This is a genomic window from Alteromonas sp. ALT199, assembly GCF_018619335.1.
In the GTDB taxonomy this organism is placed as follows: Bacteria; Pseudomonadota; Gammaproteobacteria; order Enterobacterales; family Alteromonadaceae; genus Alteromonas.
In genome coordinates this window covers 17,283-30,173 of the sequence record NZ_JAHHDX010000127.1, presented here as the reverse complement: position 1 = coordinate 30,173, position 12,891 = coordinate 17,283, and the positions used below count along the sequence as shown (strand labels likewise).

The window sequence follows — 12,891 nt, the reverse complement described above, 5'->3', positions numbered from 1 at the left end:
CATTAATTTAGTGTGCTTAGCCGTTAGTTAGTTCAATAATTTTTTCACTAGCACCGGCAAAAGCTTTGTTTGCCTGCTCCTCGCCCATGTTAAGTCCTTCAGCGTAAACGAATTTTATATCGCTAATACCAATGAAATTTAAAAAATGTTTTAAGTATGGCGTCTGTGTATCAAAATCTGATCCTGCATAAACGCCCCCACGGGCAGCAAAAACCCTGGCTGTTTTGTTTTCTAACAAACCGATAGGGCCAGTTTCTGTATATTTGAACGTTATTCCTGCCCGTGCAATGCGATCGAAGTAGGCTTTTAGGCTGGATGGAATACCAAAATTGTACATTGGCACTGCCAATACAATTTCATCAGCCGCTTTCACTGCTTTAACAATATCGTCCGAGATCTTCGCTAGTGCTTGCTGAGACTCATCTCGCTCCGCTGCTTCCGTCATCCACGCCTGCATTTCTGCGCCAGTTAAGTGAGGTAGTGCCAGTGAGGCTACATCCACGCGGTTAATTCTAACCGAATCATCACTTTCAATTTTTGAAAGATACTCGTTTGCAATTTTTGAAGAATTACCTTGTTCGTCACTAAGGCTGGAAAATATAGCTAATACTGATTTCATGCCGTACTCCAAGTTTGTTGTTTCGATGATACACAACAATGTTACCGGAATAAGTTTGGATGAAAATCTCAAAAAAATGAGGAATTCGTTCTAATTTGTCGAACAGAACGTGATAAATAGAACGCCCATGTAAATCATTTGAAAACATTACATTGCGTTAATGTTGCAAGGAGGATGATCTTCCCATAATTACCTAGCGTAATCGAGTTTGCCACAACACAATTAAGAGGATACAAAAAATGAGAAGGACCAAAGCACTCCTTGCATGTTCAATCTTACCACTATTTTTAATTGGCTGCTCTGACGATGACGACGATGACGTAGTTGAAGTCCCCGCCCCCGTTATCGAGTATTCAAATGTGCGCGTGTTTCACGCCGCATCTGATGCCCCTATGGTTAACGTTACTGCCAATGATGCAATCCTTAATGGTTTAGAAAACGTTGACTATCAAGTTGCTTCATCTCGATTCGAAGTGGAAACAGGTACCTACGACATAGGTGTTATCGGCATTCTGCCAGGTGAGAATGCTGAAGTACTTCAAGCTGACGTAACGCTAGAAGCTGACATGAACTACGATGTCTTTGCCGTAGGAAACGTGAGCGATGAAACACTTGCGTTGTTAACAGTAACAAGCATGGAAACTGCCGTTGATGCCGGTAATGCGCAAGTACAGATTGTACATGCAGCGTCTTTGGCTCCGACGGTTGACATTTACGTGACTGCTCCAGAAGCGGATATTACCGCAGAACAACCACTCGTTACCGCTGAATTCACAGATGCTACTGATTTAATCCAAGTACCAGCAGGCGATTATCAAATCCGTATTACACCGGCAGGTGAGACGACGGTTGTATACAACTCAGGTACTGTTAACTTAGCTGACGGTGCTGATTTGCTTATTGCTGCTACTGACAACGTAGGAACCGGTGATTCACCTGTTACGCTTTTAGCTGCAGACGGTGACAGCAGTTTCAAGATATGGGATTCAGAAGCAGGTGCTGAAATTCGCGTAGTACATGGTATTAGCGATGCGCCAGCCGTGGACGTAATTGCTAACAATGAAATCGTCTTGGTTGATGCTATTGCGTTTCCTGGTACAACAGACTATTTATCGGTTGCCGCTGGCGATTACTTGATTGATGTTGTTGCTGACAGCGATAGTAGCGTAGTTGCAATCGACGACGCTCCCTTGGCACTGGAAGTGGGTATGTCATATACCGCCATCGCAAATAACGTTTTAGCTGCACCAGAACTTGATGTACTTGTTGATATGCCACGTTCTGTTGCAACAGAAGCGAAAGTGCGCATTGTACATGCTTCACCTTCAACAGGTAACGTAGACATTTACGTAACTGCAGATGGTGAAATTGATGCGGTGGACCCAGCGTTTGCTGATATTGCCTTTGAGACTGGTGAGCTTGTTGAAACAGGTTACGTAAGCTTGACGGAAGGTGACTACGTAGTGACGGTTACGCCTACTGGTACCAAGACAGCGGCAATTGAAACGGGCGTGCTATCACTAGAAAATGGCGAAATTTACACGGCAATTGCGCTAGATGGCGCGATGGAAGGTGATTTGCCACAGTTGGCACTACTTGATGGTTTAGCACCTACAGACTAGCTTTGTTAATTACGTTTTATGACAAAACGTTGTGTAAATTAATTGGAGGGGCTCAGCCCCTCCAACCGTGTTTAAAGGCACTATTTAAATTGTACTTAATGCCTTTTCAAAATCCGCAATCAGATCTTGTGTATCTTCAATACCTACTGAAAGACGTAACATCGTATCGGAGATACCCATAAGCTCACGCTCTTCTGCCGTGTTCTCGAAATAAATCGTAGGCGCAACAGGTAGGGCAAGGGTGCGATTATCGCCTAAGTGGGTGGCACAGATTACCAGCTCCATTTCGTTCAAAAACGCAACAGGGTCAGCATCATCAATAAGATCAAAGCTTAAAATTGCGCCATAGCCACCGTTTAAGTATTCACGTGCCATAAAATGTTGTGGGTGATCGGCAAGACCCGGATAAAACACGTTAGATACTTTAGGGTGGTTGTCTAAAAACGTTGCTAGCTGCATAGCATTGTGCTGGCTTCGTGCTAAACGTAGATCAAGGGTTTCCATGCCTAAAGCAATAGCCGTAGCTGACTGCGGTGCCAATGTAGCGCCTAGGTCGCGCAAGCCTTTCTTTTTAATTTGGGTAATGCCCCACTGCGCTGTATCTGCAACCTGATAATCAGACTTGAGGTTGTCAAACTTTGTCCAGTCGAAGTTGCCTGTGTCAACCACTGCCCCACCTAATACATTGCCGTGTCCTGCGATGTATTTGGTCAATGAGCAAAACACTAGCGACGCCTTAACATTTTTTGCGTAGAAAACTGGCGGCGGTGTCATGGTGTTATCAACCATAAACAATATGCTTTTCTCTTCACAATATTGACCAATAGCGTGAAGGTCAGCAACCTGTGTTACAGGGTTAGCCACGGTTTCCGTGTAAACACCTTTCGTGTTTGGCTGATACGCTTCTTTAACTTGTTGAATGTCGGTCACGTCAGTGTAGGTAACCTGCACACCGAAGTCTTTAATGGTTTCGAAAAAGCTTCTTGTGTTGCCGAAGAGGTATTGGCTTACGATTAAATGATCGCCCGACTTTAACAAAGCGAATAGAGAACTGCTTATAGCCGCCATACCGGTTGAGTAGCATAACGTACCTACACCGCCTTCTAAATCATTTAGCATATTTTGCAATGCAGCCACAGAAGGCGAAGAAGAACGAGAGTAAACGTGAGCTGCGCGCTTACCTTGAAACGCATCGATAATGCCTTGCGCATCTTTAAACTCAAAAAGAACCGAATTAGATGTGCTGCTGTGTACACCGCCATGTTCCGGGGTGTTTAGCATGCGATCAGAATGTACCTGACGGGTTGTGAATCCCAATTTTGTCACGGGTGAAGCTCCGAAAATAGATGTTTGCGACCTAGCCAAATTCGCACCGTATTTGTCTATGTAAGACGGATGCGTATATACCACTTACACAAATGGTTATGGCTTTATAATGCAGTTTTTAGGATATTTTGCGCAAACATTATCATAAAACGTATAAATAGTTTGCATTTGTTCATCTATATTAGTCACTTTCTGAATAATCGGCCCCAATACAATTCTCTTTCTAGCGTAGTCTAACCCTAAGACTTGGATTGGAATTTCAGCTTGTTGTGCAATGTGCATAAACCCCGTTTTCCATGGGTAAATGGGACTGCGTGTACCTTCAGGCGCTAAAGCAAGAATAAGCTGATCAGCCTCTTTAATTTTACTTGCAATGGAGGTGACCACACCGTGGGCTTTGCTTCTTTCAATAGGGATGCCCCCTAGCCTTCTCACAATGGCACCTAGTGGCGGCTTAAAAATGGTGTGTTTGCCGAAAAAGTTAATATTGAGTTTGAATGAAAAAACCACGAATAAGCCTATAAAGAAGTCCCAGTTTGATGTATGCGGTGCTACCGCTAATATGGCTTTTTTCTGATTAATGAGTTCGCCTTCTACTCGCCAGCCTCTTTTTGTGAGCACCCATGCCGCAAATGAAGACAGCCAATTTGGCCATTTTCGCGGTATATTGTTCCCCACGATGACGTTATTAGCTAATTGAGAATGGTTATTAGGGTGCGAGGGTTTTGTCATTATTATTATGCTCTGTTTTTTTCTATATTGGGTTTTATTTAAAGTTTTACTTAAGGTTTGGTTTAGGGCTTTAATACTGGTTAGCTACATCGGCATGGATTTATCGGCAGGTTTCTCTCAATACTTCATAGGCCTTCGTGCTTTCTTTTTCTGTTTTGTACCCGCATATTCTCTTATGACGTAGCACATCATACTGCGCGTACATCGACGAAGAGTAATCAAAATAAATATGTAACGCAATTGTTAACACAAGCGGTTGAAGGATGTGTGGTGAACAAGTTAATACAAGGACACTAGGTAAGCTATGTGTATTTTATTTATCGCAAACAAGATGCGAGATGACTACCCTCTTATAATTGCAGCGAATCGAGACGAGTTTTACGCACGACCAACTGCACCTTCAACATTTTGGGAAAGTCACCCGCACGTACTAGCTGGGCAGGATTTAGAAGCTAATGGCACCTGGATGGGCGTTACGCGTAACGGCAAAGTTGCAGCACTTACCAATGTAAGAGACCCACACAACATCAATAAAAACGCGGTATCCCGCGGGGAGTTAGTTGCTAACTGGTTGAAGCAAAACCCGGCCCCAAAAGGTTATGCCGAACAGTCAGCATATTTAGCTAGGCTTGAAGAAACACGTCACCAATACAATGGGTATAACTTACTATTTGGTGATGTAAATGCACTTCATGTTTACAATAACGTAAACAATTCGACCCACTCAATCGATACCGGTGTATACGGATTATCAAATGCTGATATTGCTACTCCATGGCCAAAAGTCACTCAAGGGGTTACTGCCTTAAATGATTATGTGCAGCAGCAAAGCACCATGAATGATGACGACTTATTTGATATTTTGCGCTACGAAAATAAAGCTGAGGATGCCCTGCTACCCGACACGGGTATAGGTTATGAATGGGAAAAGGCGTTATCTTCCATTTTCATTCAAACGGAAAAATACGGCACGCGTACATCTACTTTGTTATTGGTTGATAAAAACGATACGCTTACTTGGAAGGAACGTCGGTTCTCAGACAAAGGAGAAACAATTGAAACCCGTGCCTTTTCTTTTTCAATTTAGGGTATTTTAGAAATGAAACTTTCGTTTACGCTTTATAAAGCAGATTAATTGAAATATTTTCAACCTTTAGGGGTCGTTTTTTCTACCATCGATGGCATAATGCCTGCCTGCTAATTATTGCACACCAACGTAACGTGAGGACATATCGTGTTTGAAGTATTACCCCATCTCGCCCCAGATCCAATTCTTGGCCTGTCAGCTGCTTTTCGTGAAGACACCAACCCAAATAAAATCGATTTAGGTGTTGGCGTTTATAAAGATGAGCAAGGTAATACCCCTATTCTTTCAAGTGTCGCTAAAGCGCAAAAAGTGCTTTTAGACAAAGAGACCAGCAAAACCTACATTACGCCTCAAGGCAACCAAGGTTTTATCGACGGTATGTTGTCTTTGCTTTTAGGTAAGAATAGCCCAGTACTTCTTGCTGACCGCGTTGCTGCGGTTCAAGCACCAGGTGGTTGTGGCGCGCTGCGTATTCTTTCAGAATTGCTAGTGCGTTGTAATGAAAATGGCAAAGTATGGGTAAGCGACCCAACGTGGGCTAACCATATTCCACTTATCGGCTCTGCGGGCCTTAAAATTGAAACCTACCCGTACTTCGATAAAGCATCAGCGAGCATTCGTTTCGACGCTATGATGGAAACCCTTCGCAAAACTGAAAAAGGCGATATCGTTCTTCTTCATGGATGCTGTCACAACCCAACAGGTGCAGATCTTACAAATGCACAATGGGATGAAGTACTAGAAGTAGCGAAAGAGCGTGAATTCTTACCTTTCATCGACGTGGCTTACCTTGGTTTCGGTGAAGGTTTAGACGAAGATGCGTACGGCATGCGCTTGTTGGTAGAAAATCTTCCAGAAGTCATTGTTGCAGCGTCTTGCTCTAAAAACTTCGGTCTTTACCGCGAGCGTGTTGGTCTTGCAGCTATAATCACTGAAGATTCAGCAACCCGTAAAATTGCGCAGGGTCAAATTCAGTCAATCGCACGTGGCATCTACTCTATGCCGCCGAGCTACGGTGGTGCATTAGTAGACATCATTCTTGCTGACGAAGCACTGAACAACGAGTGGGTATCTGAAGTGAACGAAATGCGCGACCGCATGAAGTCTCTACGTGCCATGCTTGTTCAAAACCTTCACGATAATGGTTCACCAAAAGACTTTAGCTTCGTGAACGATCAGAAAGGTATGTTCTCATTCTTGTGTATCACGCCTGAGCAAGTGCGCGAAGTACGTGAAAAGCACAGTGTGTACTTTGTTGATTCTAGCCGCGTAAACATTGCGGGCATCAACCAAGAAAACGTAGAAAAACTAGCAAAAGCATTGGTATCAGTGCTTTAACTTAAAGCTAGCGGTTTTAAAATTTCAAAAGGCAGAGTTGATACTCTGCCTTTTTTTCATTCGAATTATTCACCTTCCCTTTCACCTTTCCTTTCGCCTTTCCATATTCTGCGACAAACGTCTTCATCCATGCTTTCAATTGCAGTTTGTTACACTTCCTAACAAATTCACGCTGAGCTTTATACGCTTTTTTATAGGGCGCACAGAGTATTATAGTTACACTATTACAATGTTGACGTAAACGTTAACTTGGTATGTATTAAGTTTGATTTATAACAATGAGATTAACGACAAGAACAAGGATCACTGATGTCTAAAGTAAGTGTATTTTGTATTTCTGCCGCATTGCTAGGCAGTGCTATGCAGGTAGATGCTAAGGAAGGCATGTTCACGCCAGAACAGCTCCCCTCAATTGCAGGAGACTTAAAAGAAACCGGTTTGGCAATTCCTGCCAGCAGCATTAACGATTTAACCGCCTTTCCTATGGGGGCAATTGTATCACTTGGTGGGTGTTCAGCATCCTTTGTGTCTGACAAAGGCTTAGCAGTAACCAATCACCACTGCGCACGTGGTTCAGTGCAATACAACAGCACCCCAGAAAACAACTACTTAAAAGACGGTTTTCTAGCAAAAGAAATTGGTGATGAACTACCCGCAGCACCGGGTACTCGCATGTTCGTTACTGTCGATTTTTCTGACGTTACCGATAAAGTTATTGGCGGTATCGGTGATGATATTGAGGGGCGTGAGCGTTACGACCTTATCGAAGCAAACCGCAAAGCACTCATTGCAGAATGTGAATCTGAAGCAGGTTTCCGCTGCTCTGTACCTTCATTTTTCCAAGGCCTTGAGTACAAGCTGATTAAGCAAATGGAAATCCGTGACGTACGTATTGCCTATGCGCCTGCTGACTCTATCGGGAAATACGGCGGTGACGTAGATAACTGGATGTGGCCCCGTCACACCGGTGATTTCTCTTTCTACCGAGCTTACGTAGGTAAAGATGGAAAACCAGCTGATTACAGTGAAGAAAATGTGCCTTTTAACCCTGATCATTTCTTAAAAGTTTCAGCTGCTGGTCTTGAAGATGGAGACTTTGTGATGGCGGCGGGCTACCCTGGCTCTACCAACCGCTATGCCCGCTTGTCGCAAGTGTCGTACATGTTTGACTGGCTATACCCTACTTACCTTGAACTGGTGGGTGAATGGATCAAAACCATTGAAAATTCATCTGAAGAAGGCAGCGATGCCCGTATTAAATATGAAGCAACACTTGCAGGCTTGAATAACTTCCATAAAAACACGCTAGGCCAGCTTTCTGGTGCCAAGCGTGTTGGCCTTGTTCCTCGCCGCGCCGAGCGTGAAGAGCAGCTAGCAGCATGGCTTGATAAAAACGGTAAAAGTGAATTGAGACAAGCATTGGCCGACCTTGATGCGGTTAGCGCTGAGCAAATGCAGATGAACAAGCAAAACTTCTGGTACAACAACCTAAGTCGCGCACAACTTTTATCGTCTGCTCAAACCCTCTATCGCAATGCTATTGAAAGAGAAAAACCAGATGCTGAGCGTGAACGCGGTTACCAAGAGCGCGATCAAATTCGCCTTAAAGAAGGCGAAGAGCGATTGGAGCGCCGTTTTGATCCAGTTGTTGATCAAGCTGTATGGCAAAAAATGATCAGTATGTACTTAGAGCAGCCTCAAGAAAATCGTGTTGCCGCTTTTGATAAAACAGTAGGCATTGATGGTAGTACAGACAGCAAAACACTCCATAAAACGTTAAAAGCGTTTTACGACAACACGTCACTGAACAACACTGAAGAGCGTTTGAAGTGGTTAACCGCAAGCCGTGCTGATTTTGAAAACAGCAACGATCCATTTATAAAACTTGCAGTTGCACTATTTGATACCGAGATGGCGATTGAAGATAAAAGCAAGACGCTAAGCGGTAAATCTGCTGCGCTTCGCCCTAAATACATGAGTGCGATTATTGAGTGGCAAAAGTCTTTGGGCAGCCTTGCTTATCCAGATGCGAACAGCACGCTTCGAGTAACTTACGGTAATGTGATGGGCGGTTCGCCAAAAGATGGCCTCATTTACGAACCCTTTACCCGTCTTGAAGGGATTACTGAAAAAGATACTGGCGAAACACCGTTTGATTCACCGAAAAAGCAGCTTGAGCTTATCAAAGACAAGAAGTACGGACCGTACAAGCTTGAAGACATCAATAGCGTACCGGTTAACTTCCTAACGGACTTAGATTCAACGGGCGGTAACTCAGGTTCTGCAACGCTAAACGCGAAAGCAGAGCTAATCGGTCTGTTGTTTGACGGCACGTTTGAAAGCGTTAATTCAGATTGGGACTTTGACCCGAAAACAACCCGCACTATTCACGTAGACACGCGCTACATGCTATGGGTGATGGAATACGTTGACGGTGCAACAAACCTTATCGAAGAAATGACCATCGTGAAATAACCACTAAATAATGGGGTCAGAGTACATTTCTGCCCCCATCTCAACCCCGCAAAAATGGGGTCAGAGTCTGAGGTATCCCCACAAATAATTTAACGATATCAGTGAGATAAAAAAGATAGGAACATTCATGGTGTTTAGTGATCAGATCAATCGCCAAAAATCACCGAGACCAAACTGCCATGAATGCCCTATCTATTGTGAACAATGTCGTATCGCTTGTCAGCTATAAAATGCATAAAGCTCGTCAGGATGCAGTAACGGCGTGCGCGAAGAGCCTTCTTCATGGGAGCGCAGCAACCGTAACCAGCATAGGTCGTGGGATTAGTACTAAAGCTTATGAAAAACATCGGATTAAACGTGCCGACCGCTTGCTTTCAAACCCGCATTTATTAAGTGAAACACCGTTTATCTATGCATCTATTTGCCAACTATTTTGTGGCAGCACGTCACGCCCTGTTATCTCAATCGATTGGTCTGATTTAGACGACCGTAAAGCACATTTTCTTTTACGCGCGGCCATATCTTTAAAAGGTAGGCCTGTCACACTTTATCAAGAAGTTCACTGTAACAAGACCAAAGAGAAACCAGCTACGCACAAGGCATTCTTAAAGACATTGCACGCCATATTACCTTCCCACTGTCGGCCCATTATCGTCACCGATGCAGGGTATAAATCACCTTGGTTCAGGGAAGTATTAGCGTTAGGCTGGGATATTGTCAGACGGGTTCGCAAACCGCATTTTTACTCATTCGACAGTGGCAATACGTGGCAGTGTATTCGTCACCTTTATGCCCAAGCGACCGGTCGACCGAAGCGTTTTGATAACAGCCAAATAGCAAGAGGTAACCCCTTTGCCTGTACGTTAGTTCTGTTCAAGCAGAAAACCAAAGGACGTCATGCTTCAAATCCAGATGGTACACGCAATGCCTCAAAGCGCTCAAAAGTGCATGCTCAAGGCGCGAAAGACCCATGGCTATTAGCGACATCGCTGGCGTCTCACCGAAGCTTATCGAAACAGGTTGTTGCCATTTATCGCCAGCGCATGCAGATTGAAGAAGGATTCAGAGACATGAAAAGTACCAAGTTCGGGCTTGGCTATGAGCAAAATAAAAGCGTGAAAAAGCAGCGTCTAACAATACTGATATTACTTACTACGTTAGCGTCACTGGTTGCTATCTTATTGGGTATGGTGGTCGTCTCTTCGAATAAACATCGGCGCTTCCAAGCCAATACCGAAACCAGAAGCGTGCTGTCATTCCATTACCTTGGACTCAGGGCTGTCGCTTGCCGAATAAGATTCACTATGCGACAGTGGAAAGCTGCACTCAAATGGTACAGCTCCATAATTGATGCTGCTTGGGCCGGAGGCACATGAAATTAAATTCGTGGGGATCCCTCAGGGTCAGAGTACTTTTTTCAGTATATAAAGTACTCTGACCCCATATTTTGGGTGCTACACGCTGTAGAAATGTACTCTGACCCCATTATTTTATTTGAGGGCGCGGAGGCCTTGAGTTAGGAGGCGGTCTAGCGCATTGGCAAAGTTTTGTTTGTCGCGTTGGGAGAACGCCTTTGGTCCACCGGTATGCTCGCCGCTTGAGCGCATGGTATCCATGAAGTCTCGCATGCCCAATATCTGCTTAATAGACGACTTGTCGTACTCTTCACCGCGATTATTTAATGCTAGTGCATTTTTCGCCAATACATCAGCAGCGAGTGGGATGTCGTTGGTAATAACCAAGTCGCCCGCTTCACACTTTTCTACAATGTAATCGTCAGCAGCATCGAAGCCAGAAGGTACTTGCGTTAAGGTTATGTGCTTGTCTGGTGGAACAGACATGGTATGGTTAGCCACCAAAGACAAAGGCAGCTTGGTACGTCTGGCTGCCTTAAACAGAATGTCTTTGATCACTGCAGGGCACGCATCGGCGTCAACCCATATATGCATGGTCGTATCTCGTAATTATAACTATTTACGCTAGCATACCACCATCTACTACCACTGTCGTGCCCGTGGTGTAGCTTGATGCATCTGATACTAAGTACAGTACCGTACCCGCCATTTCATCTGGGTCTGCCACGCGGCCCAGCGGAATAACTTTTAGCGCGTGCTTAAGAATTTGCTCATTCGTTGTTAATGCTGAAGCAAACTTAGTATCGGTTAGCCCAGGTAGCAACGCATTAACGCGAATGTTTAAGCTACCGCACTCTTTCGCAAACGACTTGGTCATGCTAATAACTGCAGCTTTGGTGATAGAGTAGATACCCTGCATGTCGCCCGGTGTTACGCCATTAACTGAAGCGGTATTGAGTATGACGCCACCGCCCTGCTCTTTCATCATTTTGCCTGCTTCAATTGACATGAAGAAGTAACCACGAATGTTTACGTCTACAGTTTTGTCATAAGCGCCTAAGTCAGTATCTAAAATATGTCCAAAATAAGGGTTGGCTGCCGCGTTGTTTACCAGAATATCCAGTTTTCCAAAATCACGTTTGATGACATTGAAGGCTTCGGTAATTTGTTCCATTTCGCCAACGTGACACGCTAGCGCTGTCGCTTTACCACCTGTGTCGCGAATTGAAGAAGCAACTGCTTCGCAGCCGTCAATTTTGCGGCTCGATACAATAACATGGGCGCCATACTGAGCAAGTAAACGCGCGATAGATTCACCAATACCACGACTAGCACCTGTAACGAGTGCCACTTTTCCTGTTAAATCAAATAGATTATTCATTAAATATTCCTTCTCTCGCTGTTTTTACGCAAACTACGCAGCTCTTTGTTCTATCTACGATAGCTGCATTTGTCTTGTACTTAAACTTTTACAGGCTTTAAAAATGAGGGGCCCTAAAAGCTTATCGTTTGTCTTTATTTGGCTTGGTGCTTATGCCAACATACCGCCATCAAGTACCACAGATTGCCCCGTCATAAATGACGATTCATCACTACAAAGCCATGCAATAGCATTTGCAATTTCATCAGGCTTACCCAAACGTTTCATTGGGTTGGCTGCTATTAACCCTTTCTGACCGCGCTCATCTAGTTTAGATAACACGCCTTGCACCATAGGCGTATCTACAAAACTAGGACATACCGCATTGATACGAATGTTCGCTCGCGCGTATTCCACCGCAGCCGATTTTGTCAGCCCTATGACTCCGTGTTTCGACGCACTATAAGCACTTATCATGGGCGCAGAACGTAACCCAGCTACAGAGGCAATGTTAATGATGTGCCCGCCACCTGTGGCAGTCATATGCTTCAGCGCGTTTTTCATGCAATACCATACGCCAGCTAAATTAACCTGAATGTTTTTCATAAACATAGCGTCGTCGACTTCGGTAAGCGGTGCAGGAAAATGATCGATGCCTGCGTTATTAATGATCACATCAATCTTTTCGTTATGAGAAAGCGCTGAGTCAAACATAGCTTTAACCTGAGTTGGCTCGGTTACATCTACCGAAATTGCATACGCTTTGCCACCTGCAGCAATAATTTCCTCAGACAATGTTATAGCGTTATCTTCGTTTACATCTGCAATACCAACAATTGCTCCGCGTGCACTTAATATGCGAGCAGAAGCGGCGCCGATGCCTGAACCGCCGCCGGTAATAAGAATATGTTTGCCTTCAACATTTGCAGCTACATTCATTAGCTGTACTCCCGTTCAATTTTTAAGCGCAGCGTGGT

11 protein-coding genes are annotated in these 12,891 nt (G+C 44.3%); 5 read left to right on the top strand and 6 right to left on the bottom strand.

Annotated elements, in window-relative coordinates; translation table 11 throughout:
• Positions 1-16 precede the first annotated feature (16 nt).
• Positions 17-619 (bottom strand): FMN-dependent NADH-azoreductase, encoded by a 603-nt coding sequence (locus KL866_RS14180; protein ID WP_214995597.1) that lies wholly within the window; start codon positions 617-619, stop codon positions 17-19.
• A gap of 239 nt (positions 620-858) precedes the next feature.
• Between KL866_RS14180 and KL866_RS14175 the strand changes: the two genes are divergently transcribed.
• Positions 859-2,241 (top strand): DUF4397 domain-containing protein, encoded by a 1,383-nt coding sequence (locus tag KL866_RS14175; RefSeq protein ID WP_251140069.1) that lies wholly within the window; start codon positions 859-861, stop codon positions 2,239-2,241.
• Positions 2,242-2,325: 84 nt separating this feature from the next.
• On the opposite strand, the gene KL866_RS14170 is transcribed toward KL866_RS14175, so the two are convergent.
• Positions 2,326-3,567: a cystathionine gamma-synthase family protein gene (locus KL866_RS14170; protein WP_025255440.1), complete on the bottom strand. Its 1,242-nt coding sequence runs from the start codon at positions 3,565-3,567 to the stop codon at positions 2,326-2,328.
• A gap of 96 nt (positions 3,568-3,663) precedes the next feature.
• A complete protein-coding gene (locus KL866_RS14165; protein ID WP_025255441.1) occupies positions 3,664-4,299 on the bottom strand; it encodes a 1-acyl-sn-glycerol-3-phosphate acyltransferase in 636 nt (211 codons plus the stop codon).
• 304 nt (positions 4,300-4,603) lie between these two features.
• Between KL866_RS14165 and KL866_RS14160 the strand changes: the two genes are divergently transcribed.
• The 4 genes from KL866_RS14160 to KL866_RS14145 all read left to right on the top strand — a co-directional run bounded on the left by KL866_RS14160 (position 4,604) and on the right by KL866_RS14145 (position 10,575).
• On the top strand, positions 4,604-5,386 hold the full coding sequence (locus KL866_RS14160; RefSeq protein ID WP_214995595.1) for an NRDE family protein: 783 nt from the start codon (positions 4,604-4,606) through the stop codon (positions 5,384-5,386).
• A 147-nt stretch (positions 5,387-5,533) separates the two neighbouring features.
• A complete protein-coding gene (locus tag KL866_RS14155) occupies positions 5,534-6,724 on the top strand; it encodes an amino acid aminotransferase (protein ID WP_025255443.1) in 1,191 nt (396 codons plus the stop codon).
• Positions 6,725-7,033: 309 nt separating this feature from the next.
• Complete coding sequence (locus KL866_RS14150) at positions 7,034-9,199, top strand: S46 family peptidase (protein ID WP_025255444.1); 2,166 nt, start codon at positions 7,034-7,036, stop codon at positions 9,197-9,199.
• Between the two features lie 137 nt (positions 9,200-9,336).
• Positions 9,337-10,575: an IS4 family transposase gene (locus KL866_RS14145; protein ID WP_311236154.1), complete on the top strand. Its 1,239-nt coding sequence runs from the start codon at positions 9,337-9,339 to the stop codon at positions 10,573-10,575.
• 114 nt (positions 10,576-10,689) lie between these two features.
• Here KL866_RS14145 and KL866_RS14140 read toward each other — a convergent pair whose 3' ends face one another.
• From KL866_RS14140 to KL866_RS14130, 3 genes are all read right to left on the bottom strand, one after another.
• Positions 10,690-11,148 (bottom strand): YaiI/YqxD family protein, encoded by a 459-nt coding sequence (locus KL866_RS14140; protein ID WP_025255445.1) that lies wholly within the window; start codon positions 11,146-11,148, stop codon positions 10,690-10,692.
• 25 nt (positions 11,149-11,173) lie between these two features.
• Positions 11,174-11,935, bottom strand: coding sequence for an SDR family oxidoreductase (locus tag KL866_RS14135; protein WP_214995593.1), 762 nt, complete (start codon positions 11,933-11,935; stop codon positions 11,174-11,176).
• Positions 11,936-12,085: 150 nt separating this feature from the next.
• Positions 12,086-12,853 (bottom strand): SDR family NAD(P)-dependent oxidoreductase, encoded by a 768-nt coding sequence (locus KL866_RS14130; protein WP_025255447.1) that lies wholly within the window; start codon positions 12,851-12,853, stop codon positions 12,086-12,088.
• Positions 12,854-12,891: the final 38 nt, after the last annotated feature.

Bases quoted from the DNA above. Each gene is read 5' to 3' on its own strand.
- KL866_RS14150 (WP_025255444.1), top strand. From the start codon at position 7,034: ATGTCTAAAGTAAGTGTATTTTGTATTTCTGCCGCATTGCTAGGCAGT.
- KL866_RS14140 (WP_025255445.1), bottom strand. From the start codon at position 11,148: ATGCATATATGGGTTGACGCCGATGCGTGCCCTGCAGTGATCAAAGAC.
- KL866_RS14180 (WP_214995597.1), bottom strand. From the start codon at position 619: ATGAAATCAGTATTAGCTATATTTTCCAGCCTTAGTGACGAACAAGGT.
- KL866_RS14165 (WP_025255441.1), bottom strand. From the start codon at position 4,299: ATGACAAAACCCTCGCACCCTAATAACCATTCTCAATTAGCTAATAAC.
- KL866_RS14160 (WP_214995595.1), top strand. From the start codon at position 4,604: ATGTGTATTTTATTTATCGCAAACAAGATGCGAGATGACTACCCTCTT.
- KL866_RS14130 (WP_025255447.1), bottom strand. From the start codon at position 12,853: ATGAATGTAGCTGCAAATGTTGAAGGCAAACATATTCTTATTACCGGC.
- KL866_RS14175 (WP_251140069.1), top strand. From the start codon at position 859: ATGAGAAGGACCAAAGCACTCCTTGCATGTTCAATCTTACCACTATTT.
- KL866_RS14135 (WP_214995593.1), bottom strand. From the start codon at position 11,935: ATGAATAATCTATTTGATTTAACAGGAAAAGTGGCACTCGTTACAGGT.